We start from the raw sequence: 20,036 nt of genomic DNA on the forward strand, positions 1-20,036 counted from the left end.
GATGTTGTTGATTCTGGCTGATTTTTTATCGAACTATATCAGCGGCTTTTCGGTATTCCAGTACCTGACGATGCGGGCGATTCTGGGGGTTTTGACGGCGTTGCTGATCTCGGTTCTGTTTGGCCCGTTGATGATTCGCAAGCTGCAGCAGTATCAGATCGGCCAGTCGGTTCGAGATGATGGCCCGGAGTCTCACCTCAGCAAGGCGGGTACGCCGACTATGGGTGGGGCGCTGATTCTGATCGCGATTGCCGTCAGCACGCTGCTGTGGAGTGATCTGTCCAATCGTTACGTCTGGATTACGCTGGTTGTGACGCTACTGTTCGGCGCGGTCGGCTGGGTCGATGATTACCGCAAGGTGGTGGAGAAAAACTCCCGTGGCCTGCCGGCACGCTGGAAATACTTCTGGCAGTCGGTTGGTGGCTTGGGTGCGGCACTGGTGCTGTACTTTACCGCCGAGAGTCCGGTTGAGGTCGATCTGCTGGTCCCTTACATGAAGGACTACGCGATCGAGCTGGGAATTGGCTTCGTGGTGCTGACCTATTTCGTCATTGTCGGTAGCTCCAACGCGGTCAACCTGACCGATGGTCTGGATGGTCTGGCGATCATGCCGACCGTACTGGTGGCAGGAGCACTGGCGGTATTCTGCTACCTGTCCGGCCACGTCAAATTCGCCGAGTATCTGCAGATTCCTTATGTAGCCGGGTCCGGTGAGCTGATTGTGTTCTGCGGCGCCATGGTCGGTGCCGGGTTGGGATTCCTGTGGTTCAACACCTATCCGGCCCAGGTCTTTATGGGCGATGTCGGCGCGCTGGCGCTGGGTGCGGCGTTGGGTGTCGTCGCGGTGATCGTACGCCAGGAGTTGGTGCTGGTGATCATGGGCGGTGTGTTCGTGATGGAAACGGTATCGGTAATCCTACAGGTGGGCTCGTTCAAGCTGACCGGACGTCGGATCTTCCGGATGGCGCCGATTCATCATCACTTTGAGCTCAAAGGCTGGCCCGAGCCCCGGGTCATCGTTCGATTCTGGATCATCACCGTTATCCTGGTGCTGATCGGGCTGGCGTCGCTGAAGCTTCGCTAGGCGGTGACCGGTTCGAATAAACAAGTAACAACGTTAGAGAGCAAGCGAGACAGCAAGACTATGCAACTGATCGGCAGCGACAACTTCAGCATTGTGATCGGTCTGGGAAAGACCGGGTTGTCCTGTGCCCGTTATCTTGCGGCGAAAGGGACTCCCTTTGCGATTGCCGATACTCGCGAGCTGCCGCCGAATCTTGACGCCTTCAAGCAGGCGTTTCCTCAAGTCGAGGTGCGTTGCGGCGAGCTGGACAGCGATTGGCTCAGCCGTGCCGGACGCTTGATCGTCAGTCCAGGCGTGTCGCGCAATGAGCCGGCGATCCTAGCGGCGGAGCAGGCCGGTGTCGACGTGTTGGGCGATATCGATCTGTTCTGTCAGCAGGTTCAGCACGACGACACCCCGATCGTGGCGATCACCGGCTCCAATGCCAAGAGTTCGGTCACCACGCTGGTGGGGCTGATGGCCGAGCGGGCTGGGATCAAGGCCGGGGTCGGCGGCAATTTGGGGGTTCCGGTACTGGATCTGTTGGAAGACCAGGGCGCGCAGCTTTATGTGCTGGAACTGTCGAGCTTTCAGCTCGAAACCACCGAGCACCTTCGTGCGGCGGCCGCCACGGTGCTGAATGTCAGTCCGGACCACATGGACCGCTACGCGGATCTGGCCTCCTACCACGCGGCCAAACAGCGGATCTACCTCGGTTGTCAGCATGGAATCTACAACTTTGATGATCACCTGACTCTGCCGTTGCTGCCCGATGGTGTCCCCCAGACTGCTTTCCGACTTGGGGCACCGGATCTGAAACAGTTTGGCCTGGTTAAACACGAGGGCCGTACCTGGCTGGCGAAAGGTCCGACACTACTGCTGGCTTGCGATCAGATGAAACTGCGTGGCGCCCATAACCAGGCCAACGCACTGGCAGCGCTGGCGTTGGGTGAGGCGATAGGGCTGCCGATGGAGCCGATGCTCGAGGCAGTTAAAGAGTTTGAAGGCCTGCCTCACCGTTGCCAATGGGTTCGCGAGCTGGACAGGGTCAGCTACTACAACGACTCCAAGGGAACCAATGTTGGCGCCACGTTGGCGGCCATCGAAGGGTTGGGACCTGAGCTTGAGCCGGGAGCCAAGATCGTGCTGATCGCCGGTGGCGATGGCAAAGGAGCCGAGTTTGATGGCTTGGCCGGGCCGATGACCCGCTTTGGCCGCGCTGCGGTGCTGATCGGTCGTGATGGTCCGCGAATCGAATCGGACCTGGGTTCTGAGTTGAATCGGGTCAGGGCTGCGAGCCTTGAAGAGGCGGTAGGCTTGGCCCAAGGTTTGGCAAAACCGGGTGATCTGGTACTGCTGTCACCGGCCTGTGCCAGCTTCGACATGTTCAAAGGCTTTGAGCATCGTGGCGATTGCTTTGTCGAAGCCGTTCGGGCATTGAACTCGGTAGCCGGAGGTGGGGCATGAGACTGGCGCTGAGTCTACCCACACTCAACTGGCGGTTGCCGACACTATCGACCGGTGGGCGACCCTATGATCCGTTGCTGCTGATCAGCTCGATCAGCCTGTTGTTGATCGGTTTTTTGATGATTACCTCGGCCTCGATGGAAGTATCCAACGAGAATTACGGTTCGCCGTTCTATCACGCCTTTAAACACGGTGTATTTATTGTGGTGGCGTTGGTGGCGGCGATAGTTACGCTGTTGGTGCCGATGGATTTCTGGCAGCGAACCGGTCACTGGTGGCTGTTGGTGGGTTTTGCATTGCTGGTGGTGGTGCTGGTACCGGGGATCGGCCGTGAAGTTAACGGCTCCACCCGCTGGATTCGAATGGGACCGTTGAATCTGCAGGCGTCCGAGTTGGCCAAGCTGTTTATGGTGCTCTACATGGGGGGCTATCTGGTACGCCGGCTGGATGAGGTTCGGACTCAGTGGAGTGGCTTTGTAAAACCGATGGCGGTGTTGAGCCTGTTTATCTGTTTGTTGCTGCTGGAACCGGATTTTGGTGCCGTGGTGGTGATGGGCGGTACTGTGCTGGGAATGATTTTCCTGTCCGGCATGGTGCTGTGGCAGTTTCTGCTAGTGGTCATGGGTGCCATTGCGGCAGCGGTGGTAATGGTGGTCTCCTCACCCTATCGCTGGGAGCGAGTGACTTCGTTTATGGACCCGTTTGCCGACCCCTTCGGCGCCGGCTATCAACTGGCCCAGGCTCAGATCGCGTTTGGGCGCGGTGAGTGGTTCGGCTTGGGGCTGGGCAACAGCGTCCAGAAGCTGTTCTACCTGCCCGAAGCCCATACCGATTTCGTGTTCTCGGTGCTGGCCGAAGAGTTGGGGCTGGTCGGAGCGCTGGTGGTGATCCTGCTTTACGCGTTGATGATTATCCGGGTGTTCTATATCGGTCGCCGGGCCGAAGAGCAGGGGATGCGTTACCACGGCTATGTGGCCTATGGGATCGGAATCATGTTTGCCGGCCAGGCACTGATCAATATCGGCGTGAACGCCGGGGTGCTGCCGACCAAGGGGCTGACGTTGCCGCTGGTCAGTTATGGCGGTTCCAGTCTGCTGGTCTGTTTGGTGATGCTGGCGATTCTGTGCCGGATTCAACTGGAGCGCTACCGGCAACAGAACTCGACAGGCTCGAAAAAAGCGGCCGGTACCAGTAAGCGCAGCAAAGCGGCGGGGGCAGGATCATGAGTGCTCGCGGAACGGTTTTGTTGATGGCAGGTGGTACCGGTGGCCATGTATTCCCGGCCCTAGCCACCGCCGAGTATCTGCAGCAGCAGGGTTACCAGATTGAATGGCTGGGCAGCCAAAAGGGCATCGAGAATCGCTTGGTGCCCGAAGCCGGAATCAAACTGCACAGTATTTCGGTCACCGGACTACGAGGTAAAGGCAAGCTGAGTTTGTTGATGGCCCCGTTCAAGCTGCTCCGTGCGTTGTGGCAGGCCTGGCAGGTGGTACGTCAGATCCAACCCGTGGCGGTGCTGGGTATGGGTGGTTTTGCCAGCGGCCCGGGTGGTGTGGCTGCCTGGATGCTGGGTAAGCCGTTGCTGATTCACGAACAGAATGCGATTCCGGGGTTGACCAACCGTCTGTTGGCCCGGTTGGCCGACCGGGTGATGGAGGCCTTCCCCGGTGCGTTCGAAGGGCGTGCCCAGGCATTGGCGACCGGCAATCCGGTACGTAGTACGATCGGCTCGCTCCCCGAACCGGCGCAGCGGTATGGCGAGCGTCAGGGACCGCTTCGCTTGCTGGTGGTTGGCGGCAGTCTTGGGGCTCAGGCGATCAACCGTTGTGTGGTCGAGACTCTGGCTGAGTTGCCCGAATCGCAGCGACCACAACTATGGCATCAGACCGGGGCCAACAATCTGCAAGACACCCTTAATGCTTACGCCGAGGCGGGCATCGAGTTGAACGAGCAGACTCGGGTAGTGCCCTTTATCGACGATATGCAGTCGGCCTATGGCTGGGCCGATCTGGTGATCTGTCGCGCCGGTGCCTTGACGGTCAGCGAGTTGGCGATCGCCGGTGTTGCGTCGGTACTGGTGCCGTTTCCATTCGCGGTGGATGATCACCAGACCGCCAATGCGCGGTTTTTGAGCGAGCAACAGGCGGCGCTGTTGGTGCCGCAACCCCAACTGGATAGAGAGCGTCTGCAGCAGTTGCTGCAGCAATGGAACAATCGAGAAGAATTAGCGGCGATGGCCCAGCGGGCCCGCGCCCTGGCGACCCCGGAAGCAACCAGCGTGGTCGCCCAGCAATGTCAGGAGCATGCCCTTAATGGCTAAACAGAACGAGCAGCAGAGCAAACGGGCCGGTCGTCTTTCATACGAACTGCCGGAGATGCGTCGTATCCGCCGGATCCATTTCGTCGGTATCGGCGGGGTCGGTATGTGCGGGATTGCCGAGGTGCTGTTGAATCAGGGCTACCAGGTCCAAGGCTCGGATATTCGGGTTTCGGCGACGACCCAGCGTTTGAACGGGCTGGGTGCCCAGATCCAGATCGGTCATCGCCAGGAAAATGTCGATGGGGTAGATGTGGTGGTTGTATCCAGTGCCGTCGGCGAAGAAAACCCGGAAGTGATGGCTGCCCGAGCGAACCGGATTCCGGTGGTGCGTCGCGCCGAGATGCTGGCTGAACTGATGCGCTACCGTCATGGCATCGCGGTGGCCGGAACCCACGGTAAGACTACCACCACCAGTTTGATGGCGTCGGTGTTGGCCCGAGGTGGTTTGGATCCGACCTTCGTGATCGGTGGCAAACTGACTTCGGCCGGCACCAATGCGCGAATGGGCGAGAGCCGCTACCTGGTGGCCGAGGCGGATGAGAGTGATGCCTCCTTCCTGCATCTTCAGCCGATGGTCTCGATCGTGACCAATATCGATGCCGATCATATGGATACCTACGGTGGCGACTTCAACCAGGTGAAACGGACCTTCGTCGAGTTTCTCCACAACCTGCCGTTTTACGGGCTGGCGGTGCTCTGTACCGACGATCCGGTGGTTTGCGAAATCATGCCGGAGATCAGTCGTCCGGTGTTGACCTACGGCCTCAACGAGGAAGCCGATTACCGCGCTATCGATATCGAGCAGGATGGGATGACCACCCGCTTTACCGCACTACGTCCGGATGGGCTGGCACCGCTGCAGATCAGCCTGAATATGCCGGGGATGCACAATGTGCTTAACGCGCTGGCCTGTATCGCTGTAGCTACCGACGAAGGCGTTGCCGACGAGGCGATCCAGCAGGGCCTGTCCGGCTTTGAAGGGGTTGGTCGACGTTTCCAGATTCAGGGCCATTTCCCGATCGCTGCTGCAGGCAAACCGGGTGGGGAAGTAATGATGGTGGACGACTACGGCCACCACCCGCGAGAGGTGGCCGCCACCATTGCGGCGATTCGCAAGGGCTGGCCCGATAAGCGGTTGGTGATGATGTATCAGCCCCATCGGTATAGCCGTACCCGCGATCTCTATGAAGATTTTGTCCAGGTGTTGTCGGAGACCGACCGGCTGTTGCTGATGGATATCTACCCCGCCGGTGAGGAGCCGATCCCAGGTGCCGATGGTCGTAGCCTGTGTCGAAGCATTCGAGCACGAGGCCAGGTCGATCCGGTGTTTGTCGAGCGTGGCGAGGACGTGGCCAGTCTGCTGCAGAACATTCTGGAACCGGGCGATCTGCTGCTGACCCAGGGCGCCGGTGACGTGGGCGTGGTATCGGCTGATCTGGCCCAACGACAGTTACAACCCTTAACCCCGCCGCAGGAGGAGCAGTGATGAGCATTCAGATCCAACCCAGTCAGCGTGATCCGGGTAGCTTTGGGCGGGTTGTGGTGCTTTACGGCGGTCGCTCGTCGGAGCGGGCTGTATCGCTCAAGAGTGGCGCGGCGGTCTTGAACGGGCTGTTGGAAGCGGGCGTCGATGCTTTCGGTATCGATCTGTACGGCGAGCAGGGCGACCTGTCTCCGATGCAGCAGCTACAGGCACAACCTTTTGACCGTGCCTTTATCGCCCTGCATGGCCCCGAAGGTGAAGATGGAACTATCCAGGGTGCGTTGGAGATCATGGGCAAGCCCTATACCGGCAGTGGTGTGATGGCCTCGGCATTGGGAATGGACAAGGTACGCTGTAAACAACTGTGGCTGAGCCAGGGTCTGCCGACACCGTCCCATAAGATGCTTGACGACGATTCGAACTGGGCCGAACTGGCAAAGCAGTTGCCGTTACCGGCGATGGTCAAGCCCGATCATGAGGGTTCCAGTATCGGGATCACCCGAGCCGATACCGTTGAGCAGCTGGAACGGGCTTACCGCAAGGCGCGGGAGCTGGACCGTTGCGTGTTTGCCGAGCGCCTGATCGAGGGGGCCGAGTTTACCGTGGCGGTACTCAACGGCGAGGCGTTGCCGGTGATCCGGCTGGAAACTCCGAACCAGTTCTACGACTACGAAGCCAAATACTTGGCCGATGATACCCACTATCACTTTGAAACCGGCTTGAGTGAGCAGCAGGATGCGCAGATTCGAGCGTTGTCGGAAGCGGCCTTCGCGGCTGTGGGCTGCCAAGGCTGGGGACGGGTCGATCTGATGCAGGATACAGAGGGCGGCTTCTGGCTGCTGGAGGTCAATACGGTGCCGGGGATGACCGATCACTCGTTGGTGCCGATGGCCGCAGGACAGGCTGGGCTGAGCTTCTCGCAGCTGGTGGTGAAGATTCTGGAGACCGCTGAGTAATGAACGCGGCTGCCGTCGAACCGACCCCTGTCTCGGCTCGAGGCTGGCTGGATCCGTATCGGATTTGGTTATGGCTACAGCTGCCTTTGTGGTTAGTGGTGTTGGTGTTGGCCGGACAGCAGCTCTACGGCTGGATCGAGCGGCCCCTGGGGCAGATCCAGATCGCCAGTGATCGATCCACGGGGCAGTTCAAGCAGCTGTCTTCCGATCAGCTGCAGCAACAGTTGTGGGGGCTACCGGCGGATAGCTATGCAACGCTGGATCTACAGCGATTCCAGCAAAGTCTGGAGCAATTGGCCTGGGTGCATTCGGTGCAGCTCAAGCGTAGTTGGCCGGATCAATTGGAAGTGGTGGTGCGTGAACAAAGGCCTATTGCGCGCTGGGGAAACGAAGGTTTGGTCAACGAAGAGGGGCATATCTTCAGTCCGGCTGGGGATTTTGCTCGTCAGCAACAGCAGCGGTTTAAAGAGCTGCCGCAGTTGATGGGGCCGGAGCACCGATCGCTGGGGTTGATGGCTCAGTTCCACCATTTCAGCCGGATGCTGCAACCGCTGGGGTTGGAACTGGACGGCTTGGAGATGGAGCCTCGTGGAGCCTGGACGTTGACCCTCAAGAATGGGATCCGATTGGTGGTCGGACGGGGCCAAGTGATTGAGAAATTACAGCGTTTTAAGCAGGTCTACGGTGATCTACTTGGTCGTTACGCCGAGCGTATCAAACAGGTGGATGTTCGATACACCAACGGTTTGGCGGTGACCTGGACTGAACCGCCGACACCGGCAACCCCGGCGAAGAAAAAGTAAAAGGCAGTGGTAGCAGATCGGGCAAAACAGCCAGTAGCGAGTTAAACGAGCAGATAGGAACAGATGTTGGAACAGCACAATAACATGATCGTCGCCCTCGATATCGGCACCTCCAAGGTGGTGGCGCTGGTGGGAGAAGTGGGCCCGGACGGCACGATCGAAGTGGTCGGTATCGGTTCGCACCCATCCCGGGGTCTGAAGAAAGGGGTGGTGGTCAATATCGAGTCGACCGTGCATTCGATCCAACGGGCAGTGGAAGAAGCCGAGCTAATGGCCGGCTGCAAGATCCATTCGGTTACGGTCGGTATCGCCGGCAGTCATATCAGTTCGATGAACTCCCACGGCATCGTCGCGATCCGCGATGGCGAAGTGGTTGAGCAGGATCTGGATCGGGTGATCGACGCGGCTCGTGCGGTAGCGATTCCGGCGGATCAGAAGATCCTCCATATCCTGCCGCAGGAATACGTGATTGATAACGAAGAGGGGATCAAGGAACCGCTGGGGATGTCCGGTATCCGCCTCGAAGCCAAGGTTCACCTGGTTACCGGTGCGGTCAACGCGGCCCAGAATATTGAAAAGTGCGTCCAGCGTTGCGGCCTGGAAGTCGACAACATGGTGCTCGAACAGGTCGCCTCGAGCTACGCGGTGCTGACCGAGGACGAAAAAGAGCTCGGCGTCTGCATGGTCGATATCGGTGGCGGCACCACCGACATCGCGATCTTCACTGGTGGCGCGATCCGCCATACCGCGGTGATCCCGATCGCCGGCGATCAGGTCACCAGCGATATCGCCATGGCATTGCGGACACCGACGCCGCACGCTGAAGACCTGAAGATCAAATACGCCTGTGCATTGGCGCAACTGGCCAGTGCCGACCAGGTGGTCAAAGTTCCGAGCATCGGCGATCGCCCGCCGCGGGATCTGAGCTGCCAGGCCCTGGCCGAAGTGGTCGAGCCCCGTTACGACGAGCTGTTCTCACTGGTTCAGGCCGAGCTGCGTCGCAGCGGTTTCGAAGATCTGGTTGCAGCCGGCATCGTACTGACCGGCGGCACCGCGCGGATGGAAGGCGCGGTAGAGCTGGCCGAGGAAATTTTCCATATGCCGGTTCGACTGGCCAAACCGCAGGGCGTGGTTGGATTGGAAGATATTCTGCACAGCTCAATTTACGCCACCGGCGTGGGCTTGCTGCAGTATGCCGAGAAAGAGCTGCCGGCTAACGGTGGTTCGGTGATGGAAGCACGACGGGGATTACGGGTACCTTCGCCTGGCTCAACATTCCCGGGGATGCTGGATCGGATGAAGGGTTGGTTTAAAGACAATTTTTAGGCGCTGCGGCGGCTTGTGGGTCGGGCGCTCGATAGCCGTAATGCAGCATGACAGACAGTGTGAGACAGATTCAGAGTTGGGGTATTCCCAGGGGAGAGGGAGATGTTTGAATTGGTAGATCAGACACCACCGGGGGCGGTAATCAAGGTGATCGGCATCGGTGGCGGTGGCGGTAATGCGGTCCGCCATATGCTGGGCAGCGAGATCGAAGGGGTCGATTTCATCTGTGCCAATACCGATGCTCAAGCGTTGCAGGATATGGCGCAGGCCAGTGTGGTTCAGTTGGGTAACGAACTGACCAAAGGGCTGGGAGCGGGTGCCAATCCGCAGATCGGTCGCCAGGCAGCGATCGAAGACCGGGAGCGCATCGCGCAGATGCTCGAAGGCGCCGATATGGTGTTTATCACCGCTGGCATGGGCGGCGGTACCGGCACCGGTGCTGCACCGGTGGTGGCCGAGGTGGCGCGTGAGCTGGGTATCTTGACCGTGGCGGTGGTAACCAAACCCTTCCCGTTCGAGGGGCGTAAGCGAATGACGGTTGCCAACGACGGCCTCAAAGCGCTGGCCGAAAGTGTCGACTCGTTGATCACGGTACCCAACGAAAAGCTGCTGAAGGTGATGGGGCCCAGCGCCAAGCTGACCGATGCCTTCAAGGAAGCCAACGGTGTATTGCAGGGCGCGGTGCAGGGTATTGCCGAACTGATCACCCGCGACGGCATGATCAACGTCGACTTTGCCGACGTGAAGACGGTGATGTCGGAGATGGGTATGGCGATGATGGGAACTGGTTTCGCCACCGGCGAAGACCGGGCCCGCGAAGCCGCCGAAGCCGCGATTCGTTGTCCGCTGTTGGAGGATATCGATCTGCAGGGTGCCCAGGGCATCCTGGTCAATATCACCGCCGGCTTGGATCTGGCCTTGGGTGAGTTCAACGAGGTTGGTGAAGTGATCCACGAGATCGCCTCTGAAGAAGCGACTGTAGTGGTCGGTACCGTGATCGATCCTGAGATGACCGATGAGTTGCGCGTGACCGTGGTTGCGACCGGATTGGGCAAGCGCCAGCCTGCTCAGAACAGCAATGCTCCATTACAGCGCCACCGTGACGGCAGCCTGAATTTCGAAGCGATGGAAATTCCTGCCATTGTTCGTCGCCGCCAGGGAACTGCAGTGGCACAAGTGTTGTCAGAGCCGGAACAGGAAGAGATACCGATGCCCAAAACTGGGACCGATGACGAGCCGGAGCTGTTGGATATACCGACTTTTCTAAGGCGTCAGGCGGACTGAGTGGCTGTAAAGAATTCCACGACTTTGGTATAGTGCGCGATTAATTTTTTTAACGGATTTAGCTGCTTTTCATGATCAAACAGAGAACCCTCAAAAACGCCATCAAGGCCACCGGCGTCGGCCTGCATACCGGTCAAAAAGTCTATATGACTTTAAAACCGGCTCCGGTAGATACCGGGATTGTTTTCCGGCGCGTCGATCTGGATCCTGTGGTGGAGATCAAGGCTTGGGCCGAATCCGTTGGTGACACGACCATGTCCACCAATCTGTTCAACGATGGGGTTCGAGTTTCTACCGTAGAGCACCTGATGTCGGCGATGGCGGGACTGGGTATCGATAACGCCTATGTTGAACTCAGTGCCGAAGAAGTGCCGATCATGGACGGCAGCGCGGCGCCGTTTGTGTTCTTGATTCAGTCGGCCGGAATCCGGGAACAGGAATCCGCCAAGCAGTTTATCCGCATCAAGCGCAAGGTATCGATCGAACACGAAGGCAAGAAAGCGAGCTTTGAACCCTATGAGGGCTTCAAAGTGGGCTTCACGATCGAGTTCGATCATCCGGTCTTTGAAGGTCGCAACAAAGAGTGCGCGCTGGACTTCTCCAGCAGCTCCTTCGTCAAAGAGGTCAGTCGGGCCCGCACCTTCGGTTTTATGCGTGATATTGAATACCTGCGTGCCAACAACCTGGCACTGGGTGGCAGCATGGATAACGCGATCGTGGTCGACGATTACCGCGTCCTCAACGAAGACGGACTGCGCTATAACGACGAATTTGTGAAGCACAAAGTGCTGGATGCGGTTGGTGATCTCTACCTGCTGGGCAAGAGCCTGATCGGCGAATTCAAAGGCTTCAAGTCCGGCCACTATATGAACAACATGCTGCTGCGTGAACTCCTGGGTCAGCAGGATGCCTGGGAGGTGGTGACTTTCGAGGATAACGACAGCGCACCGATCTCCTACATGAAACCGGTTTTGACCGGCTGATTTGTCGCTGTTCAGTTGATACCAGACAGAAGCCGGAGTGGGGTGACCCAGTCCGGCTTTTGCGTTTCTGAGTGGTCGTCAATGGAGGTTTTAGGCGCGGCTAAGCGAGCCTTAACTATCGGTTTCTTAAATCCTTCGACCCTGTATTGAAATCTCGGTATCATGCCCCAATTTATTTATTTTCCGTGTCCGTGGCTTGATGCCAAGGGCCAGACAATTTGCCGAAATTAAGACACTGATTATGGTCGCATCCCTGTTCAAGAAAATCTTTGGAAGTAAAAACGATCGCGAACTGAAACGCATGGGTAAGCTGGTCAAGTCGATCAATGCGTTTGAGGAGCAGATCGCCGAGCTGAGTGATCAGCAGCTGACCGAAAAAACCACTGAATTCCGTGAGCGTTTTGAACAGGGCGAGAGCCTCGATAAGCTGCTTCCCGAGGCTTTCGCCGTTTGTCGTGAGGCCTCCAAGCGGGTACTGGGGATGCGTCACTTCGACGTCCAGTTGATCGGTGGTCTGACCCTGCACGAAGGTCGCGTAGCGGAGATGCGTACCGGTGAGGGTAAAACCCTGGTAGCGACGCTGGCCGCCTACCTGAATGCGATTCCTGCCCAAGGCATGCACGTAGTCACTGTCAACGATTATCTGGCTCGCCGTGATGCCGAGTGGATGGGCAAGCTGTATAACGCGCTAGGTCTGAGTGTTGGGGTGATCTATTCCGGCCAAAGCCCGGAAGAGAAACAGCAGGCTTACCAAGCCGATATCACCTACGGTACCAACAACGAATTCGGCTTCGATTACCTGCGTGACAACATGGCGTTCAGTACCGAAGATAAGGTACAGCGTTCGCTTCAGTACGCCATCGTCGATGAAGTGGACTCGATCCTGATCGATGAAGCGCGTACGCCGCTGATTATTTCCGGTCCGGCCGAAGACAGCTCGGAGCTGTACCAGAAGATCAACCTGCTGATTCCCAAGCTGGAGCGCCAGCCCGAGTTTGAACCCCAGGAAGGTGTGGAAGAGCCGGCGGGTCATTTCCGCATTGATGAGAAGCAGCGTACCGTCGAACTGACCGAAGAGGGTCACCAGTTCGTGGAAGGGCTGTTGATGGAGATGGGGCTGCTGGCCGAAGACGAATCCCTCTATGCGCCCAAGAACCTGAACCTGCTGCACCACATTAATTCCGGCCTGCGTGCCCACGCGATCTACACCAAAGATGTCGACTACATCGTCCAGGGTGGGCAGATCGTTATCGTTGACGAGCATACCGGTCGTACCATGCCGGGACGGCGCTGGTCTGAAGGCTTGCACCAGGCGGTGGAAGCCAAAGAAGGGGTGGCGATTCAGAACGAGAGTCAGACTTTGGCCTCGACCACTTTCCAGAACTACTTCCGTATCTACGACAAGCTGTCCGGCATGACCGGTACTGCCGATACCGAAGCGTTCGAATTGAATCAGATCTACGGTCTCGATGTGGTGGTTATCCCGACCAACCGCCCGGTTCAGCGGGCCGACCATAACGACCTGATCTACCTGACCATGCCGGAGAAGTTCGACGCCATCATCACCGATGTGCGTGATTGCCTGGAGCGCCAGCAACCGGTCTTGGTGGGTACCGCGTCGATCGAGATGTCAGAAGTGATCTCCAAACTGCTGACCCAGGAGAAGATCAAGCACAACGTACTAAACGCCAAACAGCACGAAAGTGAAGCCCATGTGGTGGCAGAAGCCGGGCGTCCGGGTGCCGTAACCATTGCTACCAACATGGCCGGTCGGGGTACCGACATCGTGCTGGGTGGTAAGTGGGAAGCCGAAGTGGCCGAACTGGACAATCCCAGTGAAGCCCAGATCGAAGCCGTTAAGCAGGATTGGAAGAAGCGTCACGAGCTGGTCATTGAAGCCGGTGGTCTGCACATCATCGGTACCGAGCGCCATGAATCTCGCCGGATCGACAACCAGCTGCGGGGGCGTTCCGGTCGTCAGGGTGACCCAGGTTCTTCCCGCTTCTACCTGTCGCTGGATGACAACCTGATGCGGATCTTCGCCTCGGAGCGAGTTCGCAACTTTATGCAGGCCCTGGGTATGGAGAAGGGCGAGGCGATCGAGCACAAGATGGTCTCAAACGCGATCGAAAAGGCCCAGCGCAAGGTTGAAGGCCGCAACTTCGATATTCGTAAGCAGTTGCTGGAATACGATGATGTCGCCAACGATCAGCGTCGGGCGATCTATGATCAGCGTAACGAGCTGATGAGCACCGACGATGTTTCCGAGACCATCGCTGCGATTCGTGAGGAGGTGGTCAACGACCTGATCAGCGACTTTATCCCGCCGCAAAGTCTGGAAGAGCAGTGGGATGTGCCGGGTCTCGAGAAACAGATCCAGGCCGACCTGAACCTGGAACTGCCGCTGCAGCAGTGGTTGGACGACGACGACAAACTGCACGAAGAAACCCTGCGCGACAAGATCCTGAAATCGGTCTTGGACGCCTACGCCGAGAAAGAAGAGGTCGTCGGTACCGAGTCGATGCGTCTGTTCGAGAAACAGGTCATGCTGCAGGTTCTCGATACGCTCTGGAAAGAGCATCTGGCTACCATGGATCACCTGCGTCAGGGTATCCACCTACGGGGTTACGCGCAGAAGAATCCTAAGCAGGAGTACAAGCGCGAGTCCTTCGAGCTGTTCCAGGAGTTACTGGCCAATATCAAGCAGGATGTGGTTCGGATCATCTGTCACGTTCAGGTGCGTCAGCCCGAAGAGGTTGAAGAGATCGAGCGCCAACGTCGCGAAGCGATGGAGCGTCAACAGATGGAGTTCCAACATGCGCAAGCCAACGCGATGGGCGGCGAGGAGCAAGAGCAGCCTTCTGAAGGCGCGGAGCCCAGCCAGCCGTTTGTTCGCGAAGATCGCAAGGTTGGCCGCAACGAGCCCTGTCCGTGCGGATCCGGTAAGAAGTATAAGCAGTGCTGCGGCAAGCTAAGCTAATTCGCCACATCACACAATTTAGCGGTTTATCGATTACGGGGTTCGGCTGCCAGGCAGTCGAATCCCTTTTATTTTAAGGAGTCAGACCATGGCCGTAGGACCTGCCACCCTTCCAACTTTTGAACCGATCAGCGGTTTTCGCCTCGGTACTGCCAGTGCCGGTATCAAAACCCCGGGACGCTTGGACCTGGTGGTGATGGAACTGTCGGAAACCGCTAGCGTTGCCGGTGTCTTTACCCGTAATGCGTTCTGCGCCGCGCCGGTCACGCTGTCCAAGAAGCACCTGGCTGCGGGGCAGCCGCGTTATCTGCTGACCAACACCGGCAATGCCAATGCGGGCACCGGCGCCGAAGGTATGGCTGACGCCAGTGGTTGTTGCGCCAAGCTGGCCGAGTTGGTCGGAATGAAGCCAGAGCAGGTGCTGCCGTTCTCCACCGGTGTGATCGGTGAAAAACTACCGGTCGAGAGAATTTATGCGGCGCTGCCCGCTGCCGTGGAAGCGCTGTCGGAAAATGGCTGGGAAGATGCCGCCAGCGGTATTCTGACCACCGATACCCGTCCAAAGGGCGCTAGCTGTTCCCTGGAGCTGAATGGTCAGGCAGTCTGCATCAGCGGCATCTCCAAAGGGGCGGGGATGATCCGCCCGAATATGGCGACCATGCTGGCGTATGTCGCCACCGATGCGAAGGTCGAGCAGGCGGATCTGCAAGCTCTGTTGTCCGAGGTTGCCGAGCGCACCTTCAACCGAGTCACTATCGATGGCGATACCTCCACCAATGATTCCTGCATGCTGGTGGCCACCGGTGCGTCCGGTGTCGCCTGTGCGCCGGGTCATCCTGAGTGGGATCAGTTCGCCGAGGCCGTTGAGTCTGTCCTGCGGGAGCTGGCCCAGGCCATCGTCCGAGACGGTGAAGGTGCAACCAAATTTGTCAGTATCGAAGTCAACGGTGCACTGGATAGCGCCGAGGCGTTGAAAGTCGCTTACGCCATTGCGCATTCGCCGCTGGTCAAGACGGCGTTGTTTGCCTCCGATCCCAACTGGGGGCGTATTCTGGCGGCGGTTGGTTATGCTGGAGTCGAGCAGTTGGACCTGGAAGCACTGAAAATCTTCCTGGGCGATGTGTGCATTGTCGAGAATGGTGGCCGTGCGGCGGACTATACTGAAGAGCAGGGGCAGGCTGTGATGAATCAGGAAGATATCCTGATACGGGTCGAGCTGGCACGCGGTGAGGTCAGCGAAACGGTCTGGACCACTGACCTGTCGAAAGACTACGTCACGATCAATGCCGACTACCGCAGCTGATCGACGAGCCTATTTGTGACCAAGGTTGTGCATGTCGCTGCAGCAGCGATCTATCTGGATGATGGCCGATTATTGATCAGCCGTCGTCCTGCACACCTGCACCAAGGGGGCCTGCTTGAATTTCCCGGTGGCAAGCTGGAGTCGGATGAAACGCCGCAGCAGGCCTTGATCCGCGAGCTCGAAGAGGAGCTGGGGATTATCCCCAAGCAATTTGAGCCGCTGATTCGAATCCCCTACGACTACCCGGACAAACGGGTATTGCTGGATGTTTGGCGTGTTACCGCCTTCGACGGCAAGCCGGAAGGACGTGAGGGGCAGCAACTCTACCGGTTGGATATTGATGGGCTGGAGCCTGCTGCCTTCCCTGCTGCTAACCGACCGATCATCGCGGCTTTGCAGTTACCCCAGCTTTACCTGATCACTCCCGAATTGCCCACTGAAATTCTGCTCCAGCGCCTCGCTTCGGCCTTGGATACGGGTGTTGGCTTGGTTCAGCTGCGGGCCAATCATCTCGACGATGGGGCGTATCTGGAGTTGGCAGATCAGGTACTGCCAGTCTGTCACCGACGGGGCGCTCGATTACTGCTGAATCGACACCCATCGATGCTCGCCGAGGTCGAGGCTGATGGGGTTCATCTGAATAGTCGCTTATTGGAAGAGCTTCAAGCTACCGGTCTTCCAGTGCTGCAGAACAAGTGGTTTGGTGCATCTTGTCACAACGCCCAACAACTGCGCTTAGCCCAACAGCTGGGGCTCGATTACGCGCTGCTTTCTCCGGTTTGTGCAACCGAAACACACCCTGATGCGCAACCGCTGGGGTGGACCGCCTTCGAGTCCCTGGTGGCTCCGATGCAAATACCCGTGTACGGGTTGGGCGGGCTTTCACGAGGGCATTTGCCCCAGGTGTTAAGTCATGGCGGGCAAGGTGTGGCTGGAATCGGCGCCTTTATCCATCGGGCGGTTTAACCCAGCTGTGAGCTTTTACTCAGATCCTTGGTGCTGATGGATAACTGGCTTAGATGTCAGTGCACAGGCGGTTTTGCAGCCTGTTCAAGCTGGTGAAGCAACTCTTCTGCATCTTCCGGATCCATCTCCAACTCCGTTCCGCTGGGCTTGCTGATCTGGTATTCCTCGTTGGCCCATGCTCCCAGGTCGATCAGACGACAACGCTCTGAACAGAAAGGACGGTGAGGATTGTTGCTGTCCCACTCGACCGGTTTTTGGCAGTGGGGGCAGTTGATAACGGGCATGTAGGGTCTCGGTTTAACGGGTTTCGTTGTGTGCAGTAGCTAACGATAGAAATTGCTGGTGCAGGTCGTCAACCTGCTTGTTGAGTGAATCGGGCTGTTGTGAATTGTCGATCCGGCTATCGGCTTGCTTCAATCGATTGGCACGACTGGTTTGGGCCTTCATGATCGCCTTGACCTGCTCCAGGCTGTTGTTGTCTCGCCTAGCTGTGCGTTCCAGCTGCAGCGATTCGGGCAGATCAACCACCAGAATATGGTTGCACAGCTGCCGTTGATTTGTCTCAAGCAGAAGTGGTGATACCAACATGGCATAGCTTGATTGGGCTTGGTTGAGCTGGTCGAGGATACGCCGGCGGATTAACGGGTGGGTGAGTTGCTCAAGCCAGATTCGCTGTTGCGGATCGGTGAACACAATCTGCCGAAGCTGCGCTCGCCTCAGACTGCCATCGTTGGCGAGAATATCGGTACCAAAGCGCTCGGCGATAGCCTCAAGTGCGGGCTGTCCGGGTTCGACGATTTCACGAGCCACAATATCCGCATCGACCAGGTCGATGCCTTTGGCACCGAAAAGATTGGCCACGGTGGTTTTACCACTGCCGATGCCGCCGGTCAGGCCTACGATATAGCGACTCATGCCAGGACGCCTTAACCCAACATTTGTAGGTATTGGCTGACCAGGAGGGGGCCCCACAGCAAGGCGATACCACCGGCAATAGCCAGGAAGGGGCCGAATGGCATCGGCTGCTGGTGATCACGACCTTTCACGATGGTCAGAGTAATACCGATAATGGCGCCAACCAATGAAGAGAGAACAACGATCAGTGGCAGCATCTGCCAACCCATCCAGGCGCCAAGAGCGGCCAGAAGTTTAAAGTCGCCGTAGCCCATACCTTCCTTGCCGGTTAGCAGTTTGAAGGCCCAATAAATACTCCAAAGAGATAGATAACCCGCAACGGCTCCCCATAGGGCGCTATGTAGATCGGTGATCAGTCCAAAGGCATTGACGATTAAACCGAGCCAGAGCAATGGGAGGGTCAGGGAATCAGGTAATAACTGGTGATCAAAGTCGATCATTGTCAGTGCGATCAACACCCAGCTCATTAACAGCAGAGGAGCAAGAAGTTCTGTTGCACCGAACTGATAGGCGATCAATGCTGAGATTAAACCGGTCGCCAATTCCACTAGAGGATAGCGAGCCGAAATCGGTGTTTGGCAGCCGGAGCAGCGCCCCTTGAGCCAAAGGTAACTTAAAACCGGAATATTCTCCAGCGCCGTGATCTGGTGGCCGCATTTGGGGCAGCTGGAGCGGGGAATCGCCAGGTTGAATACCGATTCTGATTGGGGCTCAGAGCCCTGCTGCTCGGCCAACAGCTCTTGACACTGTTGCTGCCACTCTCGCTCCATCATTACCGGCAAGCGGTAGATCACTACATTCAAAAAACTACCGACGAGTAGCCCCAGAATTAGAGCAAAGCCGATCAATAGGCCTGGATAAGCGATTAATACTTCAATAATGGCCATGTCGCGAATTAGACCACCGCACCCAGCTTAAAGATTGGTAGGTACATGGCGATAACCAAACCGCCAACCAGCACACCCAGCACCGCCATGATAAAGGGCTCCATCAGACTGGTCAGGCTGTCAACGGCGTTATCGACCTCATTCTCATAGAATGAGGCAACCTTATCGAGCATCTCATCCAGCGAGCCGGCTTCTTCACCGATGGCGATCATCTGTACGGCCATATTCGGAAATACGCCGGTCATGCGGGTGGCATTCTGAAGTGATTGGCCGGTAGAAACGCCGTTCTTGACCTGTAGGATGGCTGTCCGATAGATCACGTTGCCCGAGGCGCCGGCGGCGGATTCCAACGCGTTGACCAGAGGCACACCGGCGGCGAAGGTGGTTGCCAGTGTTCTAGCAAAGCGCGCGATGGCGGCTTTATGCAGAATTTGGCCGATAACAGGAAGCTTAAGACTGAACTTGTCGACGCCATCTCTGAAACCTTCTGATTTACGATGAGTCGCGCGAATCAAGAAGCCACTAGCAACGATAACTCCCAAAGCGATAAACCAGTAAGCTTGGGCATATTCGGACAGGGTGATAACGAATTTTGTGAAGGCAGGTAGGTCCGCACCAAAACCCTTAAAGATTGACTCGAATTGAGGAACTACCTTAATCAATAGGATTGCCGATACGATAATCCCGACGATAATAACCGCGATCGGGTAGGTCATCGCTTTCTTTATCTTGGCTTTGAGCTCTTCGGTTTTCTCTTTGTAGGTAGCGATCCGGTCGAGCATAGTCTCCAATGCACCGGACTGCTCACCGGCATGGACTAGGTTGCAGAACAGATCATCAAAGAAGATCGGGAATTTACGCAGTGACGCGGCCAGGTTGGAGCCACTTGAGACATCGTTTTTGATGTCGATGATCATCTTTTTCAGACTATCTTTTTCGACCCCGCCGGCGACAATATCGAAGGCTTGGACCATCGGTACCCCGGCTTTCATCATTGTAGCCAGTTGGCGAGTAAACACGGCGATATCCAACGGGGTAGTTTTTTTACCCGAGCTGCTGAACATTGACGCTCGTTGCTTGGTTACTTTAGATGGAATAATCCCTTGTTTACGAAGCTGAGCCTTGGCGAAGGCGATAGATTCTGATTCGATCTTGCCTTTACTCTTGTTGCCGCTCTTATCCTTGCCTTCCCAGGCGAAGGTGACAAGTTTTGCCTCTTTAGCCGCCATGCTTAGTTCCTGCTCCGTCGAGTTCGGTCTGATATGCGTTCAAAGATAATAGAAAATGTACCAGAGTCTTG

At 57.2% G+C, this 20,036-nt stretch carries 17 protein-coding genes; 13 read left to right on the forward strand and 4 right to left on the reverse strand.

All coding sequences use genetic code 11. The features are described from left to right. Position 1: 1 nt before the first annotated feature. The 13 genes from mraY to DV711_RS09520 all read left to right on the forward strand — a co-directional run bounded on the left by mraY (position 2) and on the right by DV711_RS09520 (position 16,934). Positions 2–1,084 carry a phospho-N-acetylmuramoyl-pentapeptide-transferase gene (gene mraY, locus DV711_RS09460; protein WP_114695422.1) on the forward strand — a complete coding sequence of 361 codons (1,083 nt, stop codon included), beginning with the start codon at positions 2–4 and terminating at the stop codon, positions 1,082–1,084. Between the two features lie 60 nt (positions 1,085–1,144). After that, the gene (murD, locus tag DV711_RS09465; RefSeq protein ID WP_114695423.1) at positions 1,145–2,530 is read left to right on the forward strand and encodes a UDP-N-acetylmuramoyl-L-alanine--D-glutamate ligase; all 1,386 of its coding nucleotides are present in this window, start codon (positions 1,145–1,147) and stop codon (positions 2,528–2,530) included. Beyond that, positions 2,527–3,756, forward strand: a complete 1,230-nt coding sequence (gene ftsW / locus DV711_RS09470) for a putative lipid II flippase FtsW (RefSeq protein ID WP_114695424.1) — start codon at positions 2,527–2,529, stop codon at positions 3,754–3,756. The genes murD and ftsW overlap by 4 nt, the downstream gene beginning before the upstream one ends. Then, entirely contained in the window at positions 3,753–4,850 is a 1,098-nt protein-coding gene (gene murG, locus DV711_RS09475) for an undecaprenyldiphospho-muramoylpentapeptide beta-N-acetylglucosaminyltransferase (RefSeq protein ID WP_114695425.1), read from the forward strand. The genes ftsW and murG overlap by 4 nt, the downstream gene beginning before the upstream one ends. Further along, positions 4,843–6,336 (forward strand): UDP-N-acetylmuramate--L-alanine ligase, encoded by a 1,494-nt coding sequence (gene murC / locus DV711_RS09480; protein WP_114695426.1) that lies wholly within the window; start codon positions 4,843–4,845, stop codon positions 6,334–6,336. Before murG ends, murC begins: the two co-directional genes overlap by 8 nt. Next, a complete protein-coding gene (locus tag DV711_RS09485; RefSeq protein WP_114695427.1) occupies positions 6,336–7,289 on the forward strand; it encodes a D-alanine--D-alanine ligase in 954 nt (317 codons plus the stop codon). The genes murC and DV711_RS09485 overlap by 1 nt, the downstream gene beginning before the upstream one ends. Continuing rightward, positions 7,289–8,092: a cell division protein FtsQ/DivIB gene (locus DV711_RS09490; protein WP_114695428.1), complete on the forward strand. Its 804-nt coding sequence runs from the start codon at positions 7,289–7,291 to the stop codon at positions 8,090–8,092. The genes DV711_RS09485 and DV711_RS09490 overlap by 1 nt, the downstream gene beginning before the upstream one ends. A gap of 84 nt (positions 8,093–8,176) precedes the next feature. Next, on the forward strand, positions 8,177–9,418 hold the full coding sequence (ftsA, locus tag DV711_RS09495; RefSeq protein WP_424398989.1) for a cell division protein FtsA: 1,242 nt from the start codon (positions 8,177–8,179) through the stop codon (positions 9,416–9,418). Between the two features lie 102 nt (positions 9,419–9,520). Beyond that, complete coding sequence (ftsZ, locus tag DV711_RS09500; protein WP_114695430.1) at positions 9,521–10,702, forward strand: cell division protein FtsZ; 1,182 nt, start codon at positions 9,521–9,523, stop codon at positions 10,700–10,702. A gap of 71 nt (positions 10,703–10,773) precedes the next feature. Then, entirely contained in the window at positions 10,774–11,685 is a 912-nt protein-coding gene (gene lpxC, locus DV711_RS09505) for a UDP-3-O-acyl-N-acetylglucosamine deacetylase (RefSeq protein ID WP_114695431.1), read from the forward strand. Between the two features lie 241 nt (positions 11,686–11,926). Then, positions 11,927–14,665: a preprotein translocase subunit SecA gene (gene secA, locus DV711_RS09510; protein WP_114695432.1), complete on the forward strand. Its 2,739-nt coding sequence runs from the start codon at positions 11,927–11,929 to the stop codon at positions 14,663–14,665. A gap of 88 nt (positions 14,666–14,753) precedes the next feature. Then, positions 14,754–15,968 (forward strand): bifunctional glutamate N-acetyltransferase/amino-acid acetyltransferase ArgJ, encoded by a 1,215-nt coding sequence (argJ, locus tag DV711_RS09515; protein ID WP_114695433.1) that lies wholly within the window; start codon positions 14,754–14,756, stop codon positions 15,966–15,968. A 15-nt stretch (positions 15,969–15,983) separates the two neighbouring features. After that, positions 15,984–16,934: a Nudix family hydrolase gene (locus DV711_RS09520; protein WP_114695434.1), complete on the forward strand. Its 951-nt coding sequence runs from the start codon at positions 15,984–15,986 to the stop codon at positions 16,932–16,934. A 56-nt stretch (positions 16,935–16,990) separates the two neighbouring features. On the opposite strand, the gene yacG is transcribed toward DV711_RS09520, so the two are convergent. The 4 genes from yacG to DV711_RS09540 are packed head-to-tail and all read right to left on the reverse strand — an operon-like array spanning position 16,991 to position 19,965. Beyond that, entirely contained in the window at positions 16,991–17,218 is a 228-nt protein-coding gene (gene yacG, locus DV711_RS09525) for a DNA gyrase inhibitor YacG (protein WP_114695435.1), read from the reverse strand. Between the two features lie 13 nt (positions 17,219–17,231). Then, entirely contained in the window at positions 17,232–17,849 is a 618-nt protein-coding gene (coaE, locus tag DV711_RS09530) for a dephospho-CoA kinase (RefSeq protein WP_114695436.1), read from the reverse strand. Positions 17,850–17,860: 11 nt separating this feature from the next. Further along, a complete protein-coding gene (locus tag DV711_RS09535) occupies positions 17,861–18,736 on the reverse strand; it encodes a prepilin peptidase (protein ID WP_114695437.1) in 876 nt (291 codons plus the stop codon). Between the two features lie 8 nt (positions 18,737–18,744). Then, positions 18,745–19,965 carry a type II secretion system F family protein gene (locus tag DV711_RS09540; RefSeq protein ID WP_114695438.1) on the reverse strand — a complete coding sequence of 407 codons (1,221 nt, stop codon included), beginning with the start codon at positions 19,963–19,965 and terminating at the stop codon, positions 18,745–18,747. Positions 19,966–20,036: the final 71 nt, after the last annotated feature.

This window comes from Motiliproteus coralliicola (genome assembly GCF_003345655.1).
GTDB lineage: Bacteria > Pseudomonadota > Gammaproteobacteria > Pseudomonadales > Balneatricaceae > Motiliproteus > Motiliproteus coralliicola.